Raw genomic sequence first — 20,401 nt, forward strand, 5'->3', positions numbered from 1 at the left:
GTCCCGAGGCACCGCGCAACGGACAGATCCGGATGATCACCTTGGTGGGTGGATCGTCGACCGGCAAGACCCGGTCCTGCTGGGAGTTCACACCGGCCCGTCCTCGGCCGACGGCACGAAGCTGCCGATCTGGGACCAGCGCTTTTGTAGCTGTCCGGGCTATTCGTCGCGGACGGCGCGTGTGAGCAGGTGGCGTAGCAGCCTGGTGGCCACGTCCCGGTCCCGGCTGAATCGGTAGGTGTAGGTGTCCTCTGTGTCCGGATCGGCGGTGGCGACCAGCGCCGCGGCGGTGGACGGGGTGAGCACGGCCATGACAGTGTGGTTGAACAGCGAGTCGTCGTTCGGCAAAGTCGCCATGTGCACGCGTCGAATCGGGCGTAGCTCCGCGTCGGGAGCGAGCAGGACGGTCATCGCGCTGGTACGGGCGAGGTGGCTCGCGGCGGCGAACGGCGCTCCGGAAGGGAAACGGCCGTCTGGGCAGACGATGGCCATCGCGGCCGGGACCTCGCTGCTTGCGGCGGTTCGTTCCAGGCGCGCGGCGAGTTCCCGCACCAGGGATCCCGGTGCGACGATCTCCTGGCCGGGCAGAACGAGCGATTCGGGGTCGGTGCTGTCGACCGCGGCCAGTGGCGGCAGGGTGATGTGTCCGACGCTTTCGCTGGACAGCTGGGGTACCGTCGCGGCCGCGCCGAACAGGTAGCCCTGCCCGAGCCGCGCACCCAGGCCGGCGGCGAACGGCATTTGGTGGTCGTGTTCGACGCCTTGGGCGACGACGAGCGCGCCGGTGGTTTGGCGATAACTGGCCACGGCGTCCAGCACCATCGCGGCGTGGGCGTTGGGGGCATGAGCCAGCAGGCCCATGTCGAGTTTGATCACGTCAGGTGCCAGTAGCGGCAGCAACGCCAGCGCGTCGGCGCTTGCGCCGAAGTTGTCGATGGCCACCCGTACGCCGAGGGCGCGGACCTGGTCGGCTGCGACCAACGCGAGGAGCGGGTCGCCGGTGAGCACCGCATCGTCGATCTCGGCGACGACCGTATGCCGGTCGATGGCCCTGCGCAGCAGGCCGGCAAGGTCGTCGGGGATGTCGGCGAGCAGCCCTTGGGGCAGGGCGTTGACGAACAGCAGCGTGTCGTCGGGCAGGTCCACCTTGAGAACGGCGTCCGCCGCGACCGAACGGGCGACCGTGTCGAGCTGGGCGAGCAGGTCCGACGCCGCCGCGGCGGTGAACAACGCGGCAGGAGAGGCGAACGGGGTGTTGACCGGGCCCCGGGCGAGGGCCTCGAAGCCGATCACGCGCCGGTTGTCCAGACTGACCACCGGCTGGAACTCGGCGGTCAACAGCCGCTGCTCCACGATCTTCTCGATCGTCGTGCCTTCGGTTGGCCGCGGTGTCCCCATCCGGCCGGCTGCGGCGGTCACCGAGGTGGGCAGTGGCGCCTCGCGCCGGAAGAGCACTGTCATGACGGTCTTCCGCCCCTTCGTCTGCAGATTGCGGCCGCGCCTGGGTCGCGCCCGGCCCACTGCCAGTTCCGCTCTCCCCTCTATCGGCATACCCCCGACTCGCCTGCGACGCGGGCGAGTGACCTCTCGCACAGCCGAACGCCTCCTACCGGGGGACGGCCAGGACTTCCAAGCGCTGGGGCACGACGAGCCAGGTGGCCCGGGCCGCAGGTCGACGGCGACCGGCCGGTAGCGGCCGGGCCGATGCCGCAGGGCGGTCCGCCCTGCGGCATCGGCCGGTCGGTGTCAGCTGACGGTGAGGGCGGTGTCGTCGACGACGAAGGACGTCTTCAGGCCGGAATCCTCGACCCCGGTGAAGGTGAGGGTGACGGTCTGCCCGGCGAAGGCCGCCAGGTTGTACGAGCGCAGGGTGTAGGCGCCGGCGTTGAGGTTGGAGAACACCTGCAACGTGGTGCCGCCGACCTTCACGGTCAGCTTGTCGTACTGGCTGGTGGTGGTGGTCTCCGCGGTGACGATCTTCAGATAGAACGACAGGGCGTAGGAGCTGCAGCCGCTGGGCAGGGTCACCGACTGGGACAGGGTGTCGGTGTGCGTCGAACCGTAGCCGTTGAGCCACGCGTCACGGGTGCCGGTTCGCGGCGCTCCGTCGCCGGTGTTCGCGCCGATGACTCCGCTCGAAGCGGTCCACGATGTCGTGGTGTTCTCGAAGCCGGGATCGCCGAGCTTCTGGCCGGCGCCGGTGCACCCGCCGCCGGTGCCGTTGACCGTCAGCGTGTACGAGGCGGTGTGGGTCGCGGAGCCTGTTCCCGTCACCGTGATGGTGTACGAACCAGCTGCGGCGGCCGTGGTGGTCGCGACGGTCATTGTGGACGACCCGCCGGACGTGACCGACGCCGGGCTGAAGCTCACCGTGACACCGGTGGGCGCACCGGAGCTGGTCAGCGCGACGGTCTGCGCGCTGCCGGAGGTGGTGGCGGTGCTCACGGTGGCCGTGGCCGAGGCGCCCGGGGTCACCGAGGCCGCACTCGGGCTGAGCGACACCGAGAAGTCGTTGGCCGGCGACGTGCCCGTGGTGAGGTTCCAGACGGCGTACAACTCGGCGTTTGCCCAGCGGCCCAGCGAGGTGCTGTTGATGTTCGACGGGTAGGAGTCGCAGGCCTTGTGGTAGCAGGAGTCGTACGCCTTCCCGGCGGTGCCGCCCCACTTGGTCACCTGGGCACTGGTCTTGGTGTAGCTGGCCCCGGTGGAGTTGATCGACGACGCGATGCCGGCGTTGCGGAACGAGTCGTCGTCGCTGCAGCACTCGGTCGACGTCTCGGTGGCCACGCTGATCGAGGTGAAGTACGCGCGCAGCTTCACGGCGATCGCGTCGGTGCCGGTCACGAAGTAGCCGCCGTTGGTGGAGGCGACCATGTCGAAGGTGCCGTACGCCTTGATCGCCGTCTTCTGGGCCGTGGTCAGCGAGTTGACGTAGAACTTGGAGCCGATCAGTCCCTGCTCCTCGCCGGCCCACCAGCCGAACCGCACGTGGTTGGTCATGGTCGGATTGTTCGCGGCCAGTTGGAGCGCGGCTTCCAGCAGTGTGGCCGTACCGGAGCCGTCGTCGTTGATGCCCGGCCCGGCCGACACGCCGTCGGAGTGCGCTCCGAACAGGTAGGTGTTGCTGGTGTCGCCGCCCGGCCAGTCGGCGATGATGTTCTTCGCGGAGCCGCTGCAGGTGGTGCAGGTCTGTGTGGTGACGGTGAAGCCGGCCGCCTGCAGCTTCTGCTGCAGATAGGTGGTCGTCGCGGTGTGCCCCGCCGTGCCGGTCGCCCGGTTGCCGCCGTTGTTGGTGGCGAAGGTCTGCAGTTGCTGCAGGTGGGCGTTGACGTTGTTGACGTCGACGGTCGGCGCGGCGGCCAACAGGGCGGCGCTGTTCGCCGCCGCGGGTGAGCCGGACGATCGCGCACCGGTCGAGGCCGTTGCCGGCAGGGCGCTGAGCGCTACCGTCGCCGCGACGAAAACAGCTAGGGCAGATCCTGCCGTCACCGTTCTGTGTCTCATGGGGGGCTCCTAGAGTCGAGGCCGATTCACGGCCGGCCCGTAGGAGAACAGGAAAATGCCACCAAGCACAAGATATCGAAATACTTATATTCTTTTGCCGGTACGGGCCGCAGTGCCGGTGCTCTGGTGGATCGGATCAGCGTCACGGCGCTGCGGCGGTACGGGCAGTTACTGGAGACGGAACGACTGAGCGGCGGTGCCGTTGCAGGCGTACTGCACCAGTTGCACGCCGTCGGTCCGGCTCGCGGCCGGGGTGTCCAGGCACTTGCCGCTGTTGCGGTTGATGAAGTGGTACACGCCGTCGCCCTCGGCGACCGGTTCCCATTGCTGGTTGGCGCCACCGCCGTAGGACCAGGTCTGGATCGGTGCGTTGTCGGCGGTGGAGACGCCGGTGACGTCCAGGACCTGGGCGCTGTTGCCGCGGTTGCTGATCCGGACGTACCGGTCGGTGATTGTCTCGAACCGGTACTGCTGTGCGTTCGTACCGTTGCAGGTGTACTGCTGGATCGCTGTGCCGCTGGTGGTGCCGGCCGCCCGGGCGTCGACGCACTTGCCGCTGTTCACGTTGACCACGGAGTACCAGGTGGTCGGCGAGATCGGGCCGGTGCTCGGCGGAGTCGTCGGCGTGCCGGTGCTGCCGCCGAGCCAGAGCAGGCTCTGGGTCAGCCACTGGTTCTGCTGGGCGCTGTCGAAGGTCGACGACGTGCGGGTGTTGGTGCTGTAGTTCATCGCGTTGTGGCCGAAGTTGGTGTACACCATCTTGTACTTCTTGTTCGTCCAGCTGATCGGGTAGAACCCGCTGCGCCACTGCTGGTTCGGGTCGGTGCCGACCGGGAAACTGCCGGCGTCGATCGACGTCAGGATGTCGATGTCCGGGTTCTGCCGCAGGTCCCTGCTCCACGAGTACCACTCGCTGACCGAGGACTGGATCGTCGCGGGCAGCCCGGCGGTGGTCGGGTGGTCGCGGTCCTCGATCTTGAGAGTCTCGGCGGTCGGGCCCCAGGTGTTGGTGGCGAAGTTGCCCGAGCCCAGGAACGTGTTGTAGTACCAGTTCCACTCGCCGGCGGCGTCGGTGGTGAACGCGCTGACGTGGAAACCGAGCCAGCCCCCGCCGTTGTTCATGTACCGCTGGAAGCCGGCCCGGTCGGCGGCCGCGTGCGGCGCGTCGTCCAGGAACATCACGACCTGGTAGGCGGAGAGGTCACCGGCGAGGCGGCCCCAGTCGGTGGTGGCCTCGAACGTGAAGCCGTTCTGTGATCCGGTCCGGGGGAACCAGGTGAGTGCTTCCTTCACGTAGTCGTTGTGGGCCGCGTCGCCGCTGTCGGTGTCGTGGAAAGCGAGCACCCTGAACGAGGCGGCGGCGGTCGCGGGCGGGGTGGAGATCCCGACGACAGCGGCGGTGGCGGCGAGAACCGTGGCGAGGGCATGCCTGAGCAGCTTTGTGGACATGGGGATCCTTGCTCGAGATCGGGGGAGCATCCGTTCGGTAAGGATTGTTAACTCTTAAGATGCTTTATGAACAGCATTCGTCGATGGCTGACCGGCTCGATCGGCGGAAATCGATGAAACACCGCAGCGGCCCCGGCCGGCCGCCGGGCTCACCCGTCCGCCAGAGGCTGATAGGGCGAGCCTTCCCGGACTCCAGGAGCCGACATGATCATCCCTGAACGACCCTCATGGGGGCACAATCGGTGTGTGATCCGCACCATCGACCTCGGGCGGCGGCTCTGATGGGCCGCCTTCCCCCGGAGCGGCTCGAGCTGATCCGGCAGGTCCTCGAAGAGGAACTCCGGAAGGCGTACGGCGACGCGCTCGATCGTGGCGTTCCCGCGACCGCGGTGGAGGACGTGATCGCCGACCGCGCCCGGGTGCTGGGGGCGTTAGCGCTGCGGTTCGCCGCGGACGATCCCGAGCACCCGGTCGACGATGCCGGTGAGGGCGACGGGGTCGTCCAGAAGCGCTGAGAGACGCCGGTGACGCTGGTCGTCGCCGGCCGAGGGTGTCCGGTCGAATTCGTCGGACCCGGCGCCGCCGAGGAACAGCCGCGTCAGCACCTCGATCACGGTTTCGGTCGGATCGTGGTGATGGTCGAGGCCGATCCGGATGGCCTCGACGGCCGTCCAGGCCAGTTCGCTGATCCGCCGGTCCTCGATCTCCTCGGGCGTCACGGTGACCAGCGGGCGGGGGTCGGTGACGCCGTCGCCCGGCGGTGCGGCGAGCGGGGCAACTTTGCGGCCGAGCGGCCGCTCGACAAAGTCCTCGTACCACTGTGGCCGGCGACGCATCGCGGCCAGCACCCGCTCCACATCGGCCGCCACGCGCGCGGGCGTGCTGCCGGCGTGGTCACCGGTCCGCTCGGCCCGCATCTGCGCCCACCGGTCGAGCGGCCACAACTCGGCGCCGGCGCCGGTGGGCAGGCCCACCCACACCAGGATCTTCAGCGCGAGCTCGCTCAGCCACGGGTCGTCGTTCAGGTCGGTGGCAAGGGCCCGGGTCATCCGGGGTCGCTGCAGGGCTCCGCGCTCCCCGCGCCGGCGCCGATGGCCGTCGATGGCCGCCTTGGGTGCCCAGTGCGCCAGCCAGCCCTCGAGGTCCTCGATCGGCTTGGTGCAGGCCAGGAGGTAGTCGATCAGTGCCTCGACGTCGTCGTAGTAGCCATCGAGGCAGGCGCCGTCCATGAACGGGACGCACCACGTGTGCCCACGGTTGCTCAGCTCGAGCCTGCGGGTGACGACGTCGAAGACGATCTGGTAGCTCACCGCGAACGCCGCCCGGCTCAGACGCGCGCCCTGACCGGCGGCGATGGCGGGGCCCAGCTCGCCGCGGCGGGCCAGGTCGCGCAACCAGGCCACGTCGTTCCCCCCGTCGCCCGGTCCGGACGGGACCGGACGCGCGTACCGGTTCCGCTGGTTGGGGATGCGGGTGGAGACCGGCCCGGCGGCAACGCCGGGCCGGTTGGTGTTGCCGGGGGCCGACGACGCCCCGTCCGTACTTCTCACCGTTGCCGTCCTATCGTCGGACCGTGCCGTTGCGGCAAAGCGGTCATTTGCACTGAGTAGTGATATTCCGCAGTCGAGTGTCGAAGTCCGATGCGCTTGGTCGCCATGGACCGGGCCGAGGTCTGACCTTCTGCTCCGAATGAATGACGGACAGGATCAGCGCGTCAGCCGGGCCGGGCTCGTGCCAACCATCTCGGGCTAACCCGTTCGGTGGTCCACACGCGTTTCGCCGGTCCTGCGATCGGCCGGTCACCCGGCCATCGTGGAGGAACTCGATCGGCGACTTTCCGCCAAACGGCGGGGTCCACCGGCCTCCCGGCGTGACCTTGACGGTTGGTGACCACGCGGTCGCCCAAGGTCCCGAATCCGGTGATTTTCCGGGCGCCCATACCAGCTTCCCGGAACGACGAGAAGTCGCGTATCCGACAGGCCCGCGGGGCAGCCCGACCGCCGGTCCGTCAGAGACAGGTGACGTCCACTGCGGAAGGTGAATCAGGATGGCCGACGAGGAACCGCTGGCCGACGGCGATCTGCTGGCTGTCTGCCCGCTGGAGCCGCTCGATGACCGTGGCGCGCCCGGACCGGCCGACGGGCGGTCGAGCCGGGTCCGGTGCGGACGCCCGCTGGTCTATCCGGTGCCGGTACGGGACCTGCCGCAGCCGCTGCGCCGACGGGCCGAGCAGGGCAACGATCGGTACGCCGGGGTCTTCTTCGCATTCGATCTCGACGTGCTGCCGCCCGGCCTGCGGTACACCGGCGCCCGGCTCGACGTGACGCTGGCCGCTCCCGGGGCCAGGGCCGTCCAGTTGGCCGCCGACGGTGACGAGTTCGGGCTGGTGCACGGCGAGGCCGCGTCCGCGCTGGCGTTGCGCGCGATCTCCGCCGCTCGCTCGCGCCCGGCCTGGCTCCGACGCCTGGCCCGCCGGTCCGGTTCGCCACGGGCGTGGACGACGGGCGTGCAGTCCGGGACCTTCGGCTGGGTGTATGACGATCCCCGCGGCGCCACGCTGCTGCCCCGTACCTACGGGATGCATGCCCTGATCGAACTTCCGTCCCCGGTGACCGAGCTCGCCGGCCTTCTCACCGTGCAGGCCGAGGTGTCCGGCGCGACGCTGATGACCGCCGCCGTCGACTTCCGTGAGGCGTTCACCGGCGCCGAGGTGCCGTCCGGCGCCGCCGTCCGCCTGTGCCTGGCCGCCGACGTCGTGGGTTACAGCCGGCGCCGGGGCCCCGGGACCGAGAAGCTCCAGCGTGACCTGGTCGATGTGCTGGCCCGGGCCCGCCGGGCGGCCGGCATCGCCGACTCCGCGGTCCGCCCGCAACCGCAGGGCGACGGCCAGTTCACCGTGCTGCCGGTCGGCATCGACGAGTCGGTGGTGATGCCGCGGATGATCGGCGCGCTGCGGGCCGGTCTGCTGGACCGTGATCGGGGCCGCGCGCCCGATGAACGGATGCGGCTGCGGGTCGCCCTGCACCGGGGGCTCGTCAAGGAGGCGGCCAACGGCTGGGTCGGCACGGCGGCCATCGCTGTTCACCGCATTCTCGACAGCCCGCCCCTGCGTGCCGCGATCACGGAGAATCCGGAGGCCCCGTACGTCCTCGGGCTTCCCGACGTGCTCTACCAGGACGTCATCGCCCACGCCGTCGAGCCGCCGCTGGCCGTCGACTTCCAGCCGATGACCGTACGGCTGCCGGAGAAGGATTTCACCGAGCGGGGCTGGCTGACCGTCGGAAGGGCCCGATGACCACGCTGTACGCGCTACTGGTCGGCATCAACCGGTACGCCGCGCCGGACGTGCCGGATCTGCGCGGCTGCGTCCGCGACGTGGAGAGCGCGCACGCCTACCTGACCCGGACGGCCGGAGGCGCGCGGCTGTGCGTCAAGACCCTGCACGACGGCCAGGCCACCCGGGACGCTGTGGTCGAGGCCATCCGGACGCATCTCGGGCAGGCCACGTCCGAGGACACCGTGCTGTTCTGGTTCAGTGGGCACGGGTCCTCCGCGCCGTGCCCGCAGTGGGCCTGGTTCGCCGAGCCGACCGAGCGGCTGCAGACCCTGGTGTGCGCGGACAGCCGCACCAGAACGGTCCCTGACCTGTGGGACAAGGAGCTGTCGGTGCTGCTCGACGAGGTGGCCCGGCACTGCGCCCACACGGCTGTGGTGCTGGACAGCTGTCACTCCGACGGCGCCACCCGTGAGTCGCCCTCGGACGAGACGTCGGTCCGCTCCGTGCCCGAGGCCGCGCCGCGGGGCCTCGCGTCGCTGATCCCGGAGTTGATTCGCGCGACCGCCGACCCCGATCGGCCCGAGCACGTCGCGGTGGCCGCCTGCCGCTCGACCGAACAGGCCAGGGAGGCCACGCTCGACGGCGCGATCCGCGGCGTGTTCAGCTGGTCCCTACTGCGCGCCCTGGATCGTCTGGGCCCGCTCGCCACGTACCGGGAACTGGTCCTGGCCGCCCGGACCGAGGTCGAGCAACGGGTGCCCGGCCAGACGCCGCAGCTGCGACCGGCGGCCTCGGCACTGGCCGGCCACGCCTTCCTGTCGCCGAGGCCCGGGAGCTCCGGCACGGCGATCCGGATGCGGTTCCTGCGCGGCGACTGGGAGATCGACGCGGGCGCGGTGCACGGGCTGCCGCCGGACCACGGGCTCAGGGTCGGGGTACACGGCGGGTCGCCGGCGCAGGAGGCCGCGGTGACCACCGTGCAGGCCCACCGCAGCCTCGTGATGCCGGTCAGCGGCTGGGCGCCGGCCCGCGACCGGCAGTACTCCATGGTGGTGACCCACGTACCGATGCCGCGCCGCACCGTGTCGGTGAGCGGGCGCGACACCGAGGCGGTCCGGAGGCTGCTGCTGGATCTGCACACCTGCGGGCCGGGCGGCGGCCCCTCGCCGCACATCCGCGACGTCGCACCCGGGTCGGCCGCCGATCTGCGGGCCGAGGCCGATTCGACCGGGATGGTGCGGGTCGCCGACGACCGCTCCCACCGACTGGCCGAGGTCCGCGCCGAGGAGGCGGTCGCCACGCTGGAGCACATCGCCCGGTGGACCCTGCTGTCCACACTGACCAATCCGAGGTCCGAGCTGACCGGAGCTGTCCGGATCGAGGTCGTCACGGCCGATACGCCGGTCGCGCCGCGGACGGGTGGACGACTGCTGGAACCGGCCGGCGGCGCGCTCACGCTGAGCTACGTGCGGGACGGTTCGGGCTGGCGGGCGCCCGAGGTGTTCATCAGGCTGCACAACACCTCGCAACGCCCCCTGTTCTGCGTGTTGCTCGACCTCACGCCGCGGTTCCGCGTTCATGCCGAGCTCTTCGCCGGTGACTTCATCGCGCCACAGGCTCGCGGCGCGGCCTTGGCGGGCCGGCGCATCCGGGCTCACCTCCCGGACGACCTGTCCCCGGCGCCCGGGGTACGCGTTCGCGACAAGCTCGTCCTGCTCGTGGCCGAGCAACAGTTCAGTGCCGAGCCGTTCCTGCTGCCGGCGCTGGGTGGACGGGTGACGCCCGAGCGCGGGGCCCTGACCTCCCGCGGGCTGCTGGAGCGGCTCGGCGGTCGAGTGGTGCTGCGCGACCTCGGCGACGCCGAGCCGGACGGTGCCGCCTACGACTGGACCACCGAGACGGTCACGCTCCTCATCGAGGTACCCGGCTGAGCCGTGATCATCGCCATTCGGCCTCGTCGGCCAGCGCCCGCAGACCCGCCACGTCCAGCACCACGATCCGCTTGTACCCGGTCCGCAGCAGGGCGAGCCGGCGAAGCGTCCGCAGCCCCCGCTGCACGGTGTCCTCGCGCGCCCCGACCAGCGTGGCCAGCTCGGTCTGGCTGAGCTCGACGCCGATCAGCAGACCGTCGCCGATCGCCTCACCGCAGCTGGCCGCGATCTCGCTGAGCACCCGGGCCAGCCGTACGTGCACCGGGAACGCGGAGAATTCCGAGCGCCGTTCGTTGGCCCAGCGCAGACGCCGCCCGACGGTCACCGTGACCTGGGCGGCCACGTTCGGGTTGTGACCGATGAAGTCCAGGAACTCCATCTGGTGAATCACGGTGGACACCACCTCGCCGCAGGTGGTGACCGTGGCGCTGCGACCGCCGCCGTTGAACGCGGCCAACTCCCCGACCAGGTCGCCGGGCAACCGGATGGCCAGCAGCTGCGGCATTCCACCGACCGAGGTGGAGACCTTGACGTGTCCCTGGCGGATGACCTCCACGTGCGCGTCGAGACGACCCTCGACCAGCATCTGGCGGCCGGGCGGCAGCCGCCGCGTGGTACCCAGGGCCAGCAGTTGCTCCCGCTCGTCGTCGCCGATCAGCGAGAGGAACGATCCGGGCGCCCAGACCGGGTCGGGGCCGGTCATGATCGGGCCGTCGCCTCGTCGCCCTCGGCGATGATGGACAGCGCGGTCGTCACGATCCGGTCCAGCCGCCCGCGGCTGGCCAGCGCACCGGTCACGCCGCCGACCGGGTCGGCCACGCTGTGCGGCGCCCGGTCGAGCGTGCCGGTGAAGACGCCGCCGAAGACGTCGCGGATCACGTCGGTCACGGTCGCGTGGGCCTCCTCGCCCTGGGCGACCCGGCGATCGATGAGGCTTACCGCCCGCCTGGCCAGCCGGAGCAACTCGAGGTCCACCTCCTGGTCGGGCTCACCGAGCGCGAGGGGAGTGGTCTGCTCGCCGTACCGGTCGGCGGCGGCCGAGACCACCGGCGCCCGCTTGGCGCCGAGCGGACGCTCGACGAACGACTCGTACCAGGCCGGGCGCTTGCGCATGGCCCCCAGCACGGCCTCGATCTCGCGGGCGACGGTGGCCCGGTCGCTGCCCGGCCAGTCGCCGACGCACCGGGCCCGCTCCTGCGCCCAGGACTCCAAGGGCCACACCTCGCTGCCGGCCGTATCGTCCACGCCCACCCAGACCAGGACCTGCGTCGCCAGCGTGGTCAGCCACGGGTCCCGGCCCAGTTCGTCGGCCAGCCAACCCGGCAGCCTCGGACGCTGCAGCGCGCCACGCTCCCCGCGCCGGCGGCGATGGGCGTCGACGGTGGCCGCACCGAGCCGAGCCGCCACCCAGGCCTCGAGGTTCTCGACGGGCCGGCGGGCGTGGGTCAGGAGGTCTTCGACGACCGCCTCGACATCGTCGTGGAAGCGGTCGAGGCACTCGTCGGCCAGCTTTCCCACGCCGGAGGCGCAGGCCATGTGTCCCCGCATCTGCTCGAAGCGACGGGTCAGTCGAGTGAAGACGATCGGCCAGACCAGGTCGTACGCGGCGCTGGAAAGCTCCAGCCGGTCATATCCCCGGGCCGCCGCGGCGTGCTGGGCCAGGACGCCCTCCGTGGCCAGGCGGCGCAGCCGCTCGCCGGCGAGGCGGCCGTCGGGCCGCACTCGGGCGGCACGGGACCGGTACAGGCTGCCGCGGGCGTTGCCGGGCCGGCCCGATACGGTCCTGATCTGGTCGTATCTCAGACGCACGGTTTCTCCGCCGGGACCGCCCATCGACAGCTCCTTCCGAGGCTTCGCACAGCAAATGCGAAACGGCGTACGAGACACTGCCAAAGGCGACAAGCGTCAATGAATCAAGCTTGGCCCAGGCGCCTACCGCGCTCCAGAGATCACCGGTGGTTACACCGGTTCGCCGACCTATTGCGGACAAAGAGGCGAACGCGGGGCGGATGATCGTCCTTCGTCGATCACCGGGTGAGGACCGCCTGAACGAGCCGATCGGTGGATGTTCAGGATGTTCCGTACTGCTCGCCCCGGCGCAGCAGGATCGCGGTGAAGGTTAGGCCCTTCAGCGCGGCCGCGCCCTTGCCCTCGGCGTACGCGTCCGGGACGTCCCGCCCGGCGCCGAGCGCGTCGTAGAAGCCCCGCGTGAACTCGATCGCGGCCGGGTCCGACAGCGGGCCGTCGGTCGCGATCGTGAACTCGGTACCGATCGCGCTGATCCGGCCGACCGACAGCGAGTAACAGGCGTTGAGCACGGCAACCTTGATTCCGCGACGCGCGAAGAGCTCGGCCAGCGCCGAGCTGGGCGGCTGGAAGATCCGGCCGGCGTCGTCCTCGAAGACCAGCCCCCGCCTCGTGCCGTGCCCGGAGAAGTGCACGATGTCGAACCGCCGGTTCAGCAGGGCCCGGCGCAGATCATCGATCGTGACCGCGTTGAGGGTCTCGATGTCGATCCGGTCCCGCTCGGCCGACAACCTGATCGACTGTCGCAGCGTCCGGTCCTCCTCGCCGGTGCGCAGCGCCTCGCTGCCGCGCGGATTGGCGCACGCGAGCAGGATGTTCAGCCTGGGCCCGGCCGCGGCGGCCGGACCGGCCGGGGACGAGGTGGTGTTGAACGAGCCCGAGACGGTACTACGGTTCACGAACGTCGCGTTGTCGCCGACGTTGATGACGTCGCCCGTCACCGACACGAACATCGGACGGTCGCCGGCCACGGGCGCGGGCGGCAGACGCCAGGCTGACGCCGCCTCGCCCGCGTCCATCGTCTCGGCCAGCAGCCGCAGGCCGGTCGGGACCTCGAGGTGCCCCAGATAGCGCCGGTCCCAGCGTGCGTTGTCCAGGGTCGTCACGTTGCGCCAGGCGACCTCCCGCTCGTCGGGCTCGGGCGCGACGACGACGTGTGTGGTCTCCTGATCGCCGCGCGGCGCGCAGATCGTCGCCGCGACCCGCGCGACGAGCGGTTCCGGAAGCGGAGCGGGTGAGGCGAGGGTGATCCGGGCCCGGAAGACCGCCGACTGGTAGCGCCGCCAGGCGTCCTCGAAGTGCCCGGAGGCGTACCTCGCGAACGGGTCGGCGGGCAACTCGTAGGTCCGCTGCCGCAACGCACTCGGCCCGGACCGGCCCGGTACGGCCAGCCGGCCGTACCGGGTGGCCAGGTCGGCGAGCATGCCGACGAACGGGGCCGGCGGCGCGTACGGTTCCAGTCCGACCGTCAGCATGAACGGCTGCGGCAGATCGGCGACGCTCTGCCAGAGCGGGTCCCAGCTCGTCGCCCCGGCGGCGAGCCTCGGCACGGCGAGGTAGTAGTGGACACCCGCGTCCGGGCGGACCGGCCGCCCCGCCCGGATCTGCTTGCGCACCTCGACCAGGCCGGCCGGGTCCGCCCGGAACGGATCCAGCAGCTTCAGCACGTCGGCCGCCGACTCGACCGGCACGGCACGCACATGCGCCGGCAGCGCGCCGAGCCGGTCACGCAACCGCAGGGCCGCGCCGATCGCGGCGTCCCGTGTCGGCGCCTGCACCCGGCCGAGCAGCACACATCGCAGCCGTTCGCCGGGCCGGTGCAGATAGCGCAGCTCCAGCCGGGCCCCGGCGGACGGGTCCCACTGTCCGGCGAGCCATCCCGCGTCGGCGATGGCCTCGTCGGCACGGCGTCGCTCCCTCGAAGGGTCGCCGGACTCCCGGCCGGACACCGGTTCCACGAGCAGGGCGACCCACGAGCAGAAGCCGTACGGGCCGGCCACGGTCAGCGCACCCGCGGCCGGCTCCGGACTGTCCGGGACCCCCTGCAGATCCCGGTCGAACATCGCCGTCATTCCCGTCAGCCCGCCCGGTGAGCCGGCCCGCCCGGGGGCATCGCGGGAACCGCCGCCGTGGCCGACATGGATTCGATCGGAATGTCATAGCCGAACGTGGTGGTGATCGGCAGCTGGAGGTCCTCGACGGCCGCGTCCACACCCTCACGCACGGCGGAGTGCACGGCCTCGCGCGTCGCCCGGACACGTTCGGTACGCAGCATCTGGTTGATGATCCCGGTACGCCCGAGCATCCTGCCGAGCAGATCCTTGAGGAACTGGCCGATGAGCGAGTAACCCCGGCGGTCGCGCCACATCGTCCAGCCGACGTAGAGCGAGGTCCCGAAGGCGAACACCGAAACGTACGCCACGTAGGAGCGCTCGGTGATGATCAGCCGGTTGTTGACCGCCTCGGCCATCACGTCGCTGCGGATCCGGCGGGCCGACACGCCGACCGGGATCCGGCGGCGGGCCAGCGACCGGTAGATCGCCGCGTAGGACGACTCGGCCGCGGTCGCCTTGCCCTCGATCAGCGTCTTCCACTCGGCGACCGGCTCCTGGATCTTGACGAAGAGCAGCACCGCCCAGAAGACCCCGACCGCGACGACGGTGCCGAAACCGAACAGGCCAGAGAAGATCGAGAAGGCCCCGGTCCCAGCCGACGCACTGCCGAGCAGTGTGAAGATGGAGAGCACGAAGAACACCGCGTACACCAGCATGCTGGCGAGCACGGCGTAGAGCCACAGCTGGAACATCGCCCGGAACGACACCGACTCGTCCAGGGCGGTTTCCATTTGGGTGAACCTGAGATTCTGCGTACGGTAGGCGATGTCCTCATCGGCTGGACCGTTCGAGGACCATCGATCGCCCATCGGGTTCGAGATGGTCAACATTCCCCCCTTGTCATCAGTAGCCGAGCGCGATGGCGATCGCGCCGTCCTCGCCGATTCCGACGCTGCCACTGACATCGATCGGCACGGTGCCGGTCTCGGTCTTCTTGGCCCCGCTGAAATCGGTGTAGGTGATCGTGTAATCCGCCGAGCCCGAGGTCCCGGTGGCGAATCGCATCCGGGCCCGCCCCTGATCCCCCGAGGAAACCTGGACCTGCGGGTACGCCGTGATGGCCCAGGAGGTGGTCTGACTCCACGACATGGACGGCGCCTGCAGCGGGCACTGGGACGTATACGACGAGGTTGACGTCGACGGGTTGACGCAGTTCCCGTCCAGGTACTTCTCGGTCGCCGCCTGCACGGCCCCCTGCGCGCCCGGCGCCACGTCCAGTCGCGCGAGATCGATCTCGACCGTGTCGCCCTGGTTCCCGACGCTGTACGTCGCGGCCCGGGTGGTCCCTTCGAACAGTGCGTTGCCGCTGGTGGTCGCCTGGTACGCCGCCGGGAACACGGGCGTGCCCCGAGCCACCGTCGCCGCGTCGACCGCGACCCCGTTCACCGCGACGTCCAGCCCGCCGGGCAGGGCCACGGTCAGGTACAGGAAGGGCTTCTGCAGCAGGTACGGCGTCTCGTCGTCCCCGGTCTCGACGACCGCGAAATCCTGCTCCACCGGCTGCTCGCCGATCGTGTACCTGGCCGTCACCACCGTGTAGCGGCTGCCGGCCAGGTACGGCTGCGCGGCCGTGACCTCGACGTCGGCCGGCCGGTTCCCGGCGTTCGCCAGCGCGGCCGCCACCAGCAGCGGCGCTTCGTCCGGCGAGAACGTCCGGCCGGTATCGACCAGCGCCAGCGCGGCCTCGGTGTCACCGGAACCGAGGCGGTCGAAGTATTCCTCAACGGTTCCGGCCGGGCTCGGCGGATCCGGCCAGAACAGCACGAAGGCCACCAGTGCGAGCACCACGGCCGTCCCGGCGGCGCCGACGGTGAGCCAGCCCTTCGGGCTCAGTCGCGGCCCCGGCGCGACCACCGCCGGCTCGAACCGGTAGTCGGACCCGTCAGCCGTCGTGACCGGCGCCGACCGTCCCTCCGTCGCGGCCCGCGCTCCGCCCGTCGCGGCGAGGTAGTGGGCGGCTTCGCCCGGGTCGCGTCCTGAAGGGCCGGCCGCGCCGTTCAGCGGCGAGCCGCAGTGCGGGCAGGTCCCCGAGTCGCCGGTAGCGATCTGACCGCATCGCCGGCACAGCGTTGGCGTAGCACTCGTCGATCCGTTCATCCGTCCACCGATCCTCGCCCCGACGCCCTCGGTGACTTCTGACGGACAGAGTTCAATCCCGCGTCGCGAGCCTCTGGGGAGGGCGCCGGCAGCGCGGTCAGTAGGGGGATGCCGTGTTGCTCTCAGCCCAGAGTTTCTCGGCGTCGGAGCCCGCCGGTGGCGGTGCGATCCCGTTGATCATCCAGAGGTCCTCGCTGGTCTCGTCGACGTGGAACTCCCAGTGCAGCCCCGCGTGCCGTTCGAGGTAGGGCTGCAGCATGCCCTTGATCCACTGGGTGTTCCGGCGCCGGCTGTCCCGATCGGGGCTGCGGCGGGCGATGTGGTCGATGGCGATGCGGACCCCGGCCGGGGTGGGTTCCCCGCCGACGTAGAAATCTTCGGCCCGGGTCTCGTGGAACACCGTGACCACATAGAACCGGGGCAATCCGGCTCGTTGGTAGTGGTCGGCTATGTGCGAGGCGAGCCGGCGCTTCTCCTCGGCGGTGAAGATCCCGGGTGTGTGATGAATGGCCCAGAACGGCATGACGGCACCCCATCTGAATAACGATCTCGTTACCCAGATCGAATCACTCCCTGCTGGATAACACAAGCGTTAGTTACAGTGGCGGGGTGGCGATGAACTTCGAGGAGCGGCTGAGCGACCGGGAGGCGTGGTCGATCGGCGACGGATGCTCGGCCGGACGGGTGCTGGACCTGCTCAGCACCAAGACGGTGTTCCTGGTGGTCCGCGAATGCCTCTACGGCACAACCAGGTTCGACGACTTCGTGGCACGGGTCGGGACCTCGGCACCCGCGGTGTCGCGAGCACTCAAACAGCTGAAGGCCGCCGGTGTCGTCGAGCCCGTTCCCTACCGGGAGCCGGGCAACCGGGCCCGCGACGGGTACCGGCTGACGCGGGCCGGCGAGGACCTGCTGCCGGTGTTCCTGTCGCTGATGCAGTGGGGCGACAAATACCTGCAGGACGGCCGCCCGCCGCTGTCGTTCGTCGAGGCCGGGACCGGCCGTCCGGTGCGGGCCCGGGTAACGGCCGAGCCGGCGCCGGAGGCGATCTCCGACGCCATCGAGATCCGGCTGAACCCCGCCTGGCGGCGCGGCTAGTCGGCGATCCGAGCCAGGCGTCCGGCAGCGGGGGACGGCGGGCACCGTTCGAGGGCGGTGCGCAGGGACCGCTCGGCGGCGGTGGCCCCCAGGGTGTCCAGGGCGAGCAGGGCGGCGCCGGCCACCGGCGGGGTGGACAGCACCGTGACGTCCACCGAGGGAGCCAGCGCCCGGGCACCCGCGACGATCTGGTCGTGCAGCTGGGGATGGCGGGCCTGCAGTACGCCGCCGCCCAGGACCAGGGCGTGCCGGGTCGCGAGCAGGTCCAGCCGGGTGGCGGCGACCCGGTACTGCGCCAGGATCTCCTCGGCCTGCCGGGTGACCAGCGCGGACGCCACCTCGTCACCCTGCGCGGCGACCGCGAACAGCAGTGGTGCCAGTTCCGGGATCCGCTCCATCGGCAGGTCGCCGAAGTGCAGGGCGAGGCTCACCGCCTCGACCGTGGGCAGGTCGAAGTGCGCGGCGACCGCGGCGGACAACGCGGTCGGGCGACCACGGCCGTCCTCGCCCCGGGCGGCGTCCCGCAGGGCCTGTTCGGCCAGGTCGTGGCCGCCACCCCAGTCTCCCGAGATCGGGCCGAGGGCGACGAACCGCGCGGTGCACCCATCGGCCGCCCGGCCCACGGCGTTCGTCCCGGCGCCGCAGACCACCGTGACCGCGTCCGGCATCGAGGTGCCGGCCCGGAGCAGGGCGAAGCAGTCGTTGTCGACCTGCGTACGACGTGCCCAGCCCCGCGCGGCGACGGCCTCGTGCAGGCGGGCCACCTCGATCGGCAGGTCGGCGCCGGCCAGGTAGACCGCGACGGCCTCGATCGGCTCGTCCGGCGGCAGACCGGCCTGGGCGCGGGCGGCCGCGATCAGCGCGCCGAGCACCTCGACGGTGCCGGTCAGGCCGACGTTGTGCGGGGAGGACGTGCCGCCGCGGACGAGGGCCAGCACCTCGCCGGACGTGTCGCCGAGGAGCACGTCCGTCTTCGAGTTGCCGCCGTCGATCGCCAGGTAGCGAGCGCTCATCTGGCCCACGCGAGGTGCGCGCGGCCGGCGGCGATGAGCCGGTCGGCGAGGGCGTCGGCGGGTTCGTGCTGACCGATCAGCGGGTGGGCGAGCAGCGCCCGGTAGACCCGGTCGCGGCCGCCGCGCAGCGCCGCGTCGAGCGCCAGTTCCTCGTACCCCCAGGTGTGTGCGATGAGGCCGGCCAGGTCCGGCGGCAGTGCGGTGACCGGCAGCGGTGCCGGGCCGTCGAGGCCCGCCCGGGCCGAGACCTCGATGACCGCGTCGGCCGGGAGGAACGGCAGAACGCCGTCGTTGCGGACGTTGACCGAGTGGACGGCGCGGTCATCGAGGCCGAAGAGTGAGGCGAGCAGGCCGACCGCGGCCTCCGAGTAGTAGGCGCCGCCGCGCTCGGCGAGCAGGGCCGGCTTCTCGACGAGGGTGACGTCGCGATACAGGTCGAGCAGGGTGGCCTCGATCTCGGCGACGCGCCGGCCCCGGGTGGGGGCGCCGAGCGCGTCGCGAACATGACGATCGTGTCCGTAGAAATACGACAAATAGTAGGAAGGGACCGCGCCCAGCATCGAGATGATCGAGGCGGGGATGTCCACTTCACCGGAGATTTCGGACAGGTGCTCCTCGAGGAGCGCGGGCAGTCGATCGACGCCGTCGACATAGGCCGCCCGCTCCCAGGTCAGATGGTTCAGCCCCACATGATCGAGCACGACCGAGGCCGGATCGACGTCGAGGTAGTTCGCGAACCGCCGCTGGAACCCGATCGCCACGTTGCACAGGCCGACCGCCTGGTGACCGGCGTCGAGCAACGCCCGCGTCACGATCCCCACCGGGTTGGTGAAGTCGACGATCCACGCGCCGGGCTTGGCCCGGGCCCGCACACGTTCGGCCACGTCCAGGACCACCGGGACGGTCCGTAGCGCCTTGGCCAGTCCTCCGGCCCCGGTCGTCTCCTGCCCCACGCAACCGCAGTCCAGCGGGAACGTCTCGTCGGTGATCCGCGCCCGCTGCCCACCCACCCGCAGTTGGATCAGCGCGGCGTCCGCGTCGGTGACGCCGGCGTCCAGGTCGGACGTCCAGGTGACCTTGCCGGGGTGGCCGTGGTGCGCGAGGATTCGCGCCGCGAACGCCCCGACGACGTCGAGCCGCTCGGCTGCCGGATCGATCAGGACAAGCTCGGAGACCATCGTGCCGAGCCGGGCGAACCCGTCCACGAGCTCCGGTGTGTAGGTGGATCCACCACCGATGACAGCGATTTTCAACCCTTGAACCCCGTGAGCGTGATGCCCTGCACGAACGCGCGCTGGGCGAAGAAGAAGATGATGATCAGTGGCGCCATGGCCAGCACCGTCGCGGCGGTGACCAGGTTCCAGTCGATGTGGTGGACGGTCCGGAACGACGCCAGGCCGAGCGTCAGGGTCCAGGAGTTCTCGTTCTCGCTGGTGTAGAGCAGCGGCCCGTAGTAGTCGTTCCAGCAGAAGAAGAACTGGAACAGGCCGGCCGCCGCGATGCCCGGCCGGGCCATCGGCAGCACCACCCGCAGCAGCGTGCGCCACTCGCCGCAGCCGTCGACCCGGGCCGCGTCCAGATATTCGCCCGGGATTGTCAGCAGGAACTGGCGCAGCAGGAAGATGCAGAACGCGTCACCGAACAGCGCCGGGATGATCAGCGGCGCGAGCGAGCCGGTCAGGCCGTAGCGCGCCCACATCAGGTAGAGCGGGACGGTCACCACCTGCGGTGGCAGCATCATCACGCAGATCACGACGAGGAAGAGGGCGTTGCGGCCGCGGAATCTCAACTTCGCGAGGGCGTACGCGGCGGGCACGCTCGACGCCAGCGTCAGCACCGTCGCCGTCACTGCGTAGAGGACCGTGTTGAGCAGGTAGTGCGGCAGCGGGGTCGCTTCGAAGACCTTGACGTAGTTCTCCGGGTGCCACGTGTTCGGCCAGTAGTCGCTGGTCAGCGCCTGGTTGCTGGTCATCAGCGAGAGCAGGACGAGGTAGGCGACCGGGGTGATGAACATGACGGCCAGCGCGATCGCGATGCTGTGCCGCGCGACCCAGGCGAGCCGGATCTGCCGTCTCTCCCGGACCGCGACGCGCGGCCGTTCCAGGACCATGG

At 70.7% G+C, this 20,401-nt stretch carries 17 protein-coding genes; 4 read left to right on the top strand and 13 right to left on the bottom strand.

Annotated elements, in window-relative coordinates; all coding sequences use genetic code 11:
* Window positions 1-159: 159 nt before the first annotated feature.
* The 3 genes from CHC09_RS15235 to CHC09_RS15245 all read right to left on the bottom strand — a co-directional run bounded on the left by CHC09_RS15235 (window position 160) and on the right by CHC09_RS15245 (window position 4,953).
* Window positions 160-1,461, bottom strand: coding sequence for an EAL domain-containing protein (locus CHC09_RS15235; RefSeq protein WP_179277111.1), 1,302 nt, complete (start codon window positions 1,459-1,461; stop codon window positions 160-162).
* 285 nt (window positions 1,462-1,746) lie between these two features.
* The gene (locus CHC09_RS15240; RefSeq protein ID WP_089293760.1) at window positions 1,747-3,504 is read right to left on the bottom strand and encodes a M20/M25/M40 family metallo-hydrolase; all 1,758 of its coding nucleotides are present in this window, start codon (window positions 3,502-3,504) and stop codon (window positions 1,747-1,749) included.
* Window positions 3,505-3,672: 168 nt separating this feature from the next.
* Complete coding sequence (locus tag CHC09_RS15245; protein WP_089293761.1) at window positions 3,673-4,953, bottom strand: RICIN domain-containing protein; 1,281 nt, start codon at window positions 4,951-4,953, stop codon at window positions 3,673-3,675.
* 281 nt (window positions 4,954-5,234) lie between these two features.
* On the opposite strand from CHC09_RS15245, the gene CHC09_RS45165 reads away from it, so the two are divergent.
* The gene (locus CHC09_RS45165; protein ID WP_143232342.1) at window positions 5,235-5,468 is read left to right on the top strand and encodes a hypothetical protein; all 234 of its coding nucleotides are present in this window, start codon (window positions 5,235-5,237) and stop codon (window positions 5,466-5,468) included.
* Here the strand turns inward: CHC09_RS45165 and CHC09_RS15250 are convergent.
* Window positions 5,385-6,503 carry a hypothetical protein gene (locus tag CHC09_RS15250; RefSeq protein ID WP_089293762.1) on the bottom strand — a complete coding sequence of 373 codons (1,119 nt, stop codon included), beginning with the start codon at window positions 6,501-6,503 and terminating at the stop codon, window positions 5,385-5,387. The genes CHC09_RS45165 and CHC09_RS15250 overlap by 84 nt on opposite strands.
* Before the next feature lie 497 nt (window positions 6,504-7,000).
* Here CHC09_RS15250 and CHC09_RS15255 point away from each other — a divergent pair, with 497 nt between their 5' ends.
* Together CHC09_RS15255 and CHC09_RS15260 are read left to right on the top strand one after the other, a co-directional pair.
* Complete coding sequence (locus tag CHC09_RS15255) at window positions 7,001-8,248, top strand: hypothetical protein (protein ID WP_089293763.1); 1,248 nt, start codon at window positions 7,001-7,003, stop codon at window positions 8,246-8,248.
* Window positions 8,245-10,161: a caspase family protein gene (locus tag CHC09_RS15260; RefSeq protein ID WP_089293764.1), complete on the top strand. Its 1,917-nt coding sequence runs from the start codon at window positions 8,245-8,247 to the stop codon at window positions 10,159-10,161. Before CHC09_RS15255 ends, CHC09_RS15260 begins: the two co-directional genes overlap by 4 nt.
* A 7-nt stretch (window positions 10,162-10,168) precedes the next feature.
* Here the strand turns inward: CHC09_RS15260 and CHC09_RS15265 are convergent, their stop codons facing one another.
* From CHC09_RS15265 to CHC09_RS15290, 6 genes are all read right to left on the bottom strand, one after another.
* Window positions 10,169-10,864: a Crp/Fnr family transcriptional regulator gene (locus CHC09_RS15265; protein ID WP_089293765.1), complete on the bottom strand. Its 696-nt coding sequence runs from the start codon at window positions 10,862-10,864 to the stop codon at window positions 10,169-10,171.
* A complete protein-coding gene (locus CHC09_RS15270; protein ID WP_203833079.1) occupies window positions 10,861-11,970 on the bottom strand; it encodes a hypothetical protein in 1,110 nt (369 codons plus the stop codon). Before CHC09_RS15270 ends, CHC09_RS15265 begins: the two co-directional genes overlap by 4 nt.
* Before the next feature lie 260 nt (window positions 11,971-12,230).
* Window positions 12,231-14,039 (bottom strand): CHAT domain-containing protein, encoded by a 1,809-nt coding sequence (locus tag CHC09_RS15275; RefSeq protein ID WP_089293766.1) that lies wholly within the window; start codon window positions 14,037-14,039, stop codon window positions 12,231-12,233.
* Between the two features lie 5 nt (window positions 14,040-14,044).
* Window positions 14,045-14,812, bottom strand: coding sequence for an adhesin (locus CHC09_RS15280; protein WP_143232343.1), 768 nt, complete (start codon window positions 14,810-14,812; stop codon window positions 14,045-14,047).
* 112 nt (window positions 14,813-14,924) lie between these two features.
* Entirely contained in the window at window positions 14,925-16,178 is a 1,254-nt protein-coding gene (locus tag CHC09_RS15285) for a hypothetical protein (RefSeq protein ID WP_089293768.1), read from the bottom strand.
* 97 nt (window positions 16,179-16,275) lie between these two features.
* Window positions 16,276-16,701, bottom strand: a complete 426-nt coding sequence (locus tag CHC09_RS15290) for a tautomerase family protein (protein ID WP_089293769.1) — start codon at window positions 16,699-16,701, stop codon at window positions 16,276-16,278.
* Between the two features lie 92 nt (window positions 16,702-16,793).
* Between CHC09_RS15290 and CHC09_RS15295 the strand changes: the two genes are divergently transcribed.
* Window positions 16,794-17,276: a winged helix-turn-helix transcriptional regulator gene (locus tag CHC09_RS15295; RefSeq protein ID WP_179277157.1), complete on the top strand. Its 483-nt coding sequence runs from the start codon at window positions 16,794-16,796 to the stop codon at window positions 17,274-17,276.
* Here CHC09_RS15295 and CHC09_RS15300 read toward each other — a convergent pair.
* The 3 genes from CHC09_RS15300 to CHC09_RS15310 are packed head-to-tail and all read right to left on the bottom strand — an operon-like array spanning window position 17,273 to window position 20,399.
* Window positions 17,273-18,289: an N-acetylglucosamine kinase gene (locus tag CHC09_RS15300; RefSeq protein ID WP_089294175.1), complete on the bottom strand. Its 1,017-nt coding sequence runs from the start codon at window positions 18,287-18,289 to the stop codon at window positions 17,273-17,275. The genes CHC09_RS15295 and CHC09_RS15300 overlap by 4 nt on opposite strands.
* Window positions 18,286-19,542 (bottom strand): family 4 glycosyl hydrolase, encoded by a 1,257-nt coding sequence (locus CHC09_RS15305; protein WP_089293771.1) that lies wholly within the window; start codon window positions 19,540-19,542, stop codon window positions 18,286-18,288. The genes CHC09_RS15300 and CHC09_RS15305 overlap by 4 nt, the downstream gene beginning before the upstream one ends.
* Complete coding sequence (locus CHC09_RS15310) at window positions 19,539-20,399, bottom strand: carbohydrate ABC transporter permease (RefSeq protein WP_239138267.1); 861 nt, start codon at window positions 20,397-20,399, stop codon at window positions 19,539-19,541. Before CHC09_RS15310 ends, CHC09_RS15305 begins: the two co-directional genes overlap by 4 nt.
* Window positions 20,400-20,401 lie beyond the last annotated feature (2 nt).

Origin of the sequence: Actinoplanes regularis, from assembly GCF_900188005.1 — a bacterium.
Taxonomy (GTDB): Bacteria; Actinomycetota; Actinomycetes; order Mycobacteriales; family Micromonosporaceae; genus Actinoplanes; species Actinoplanes regularis.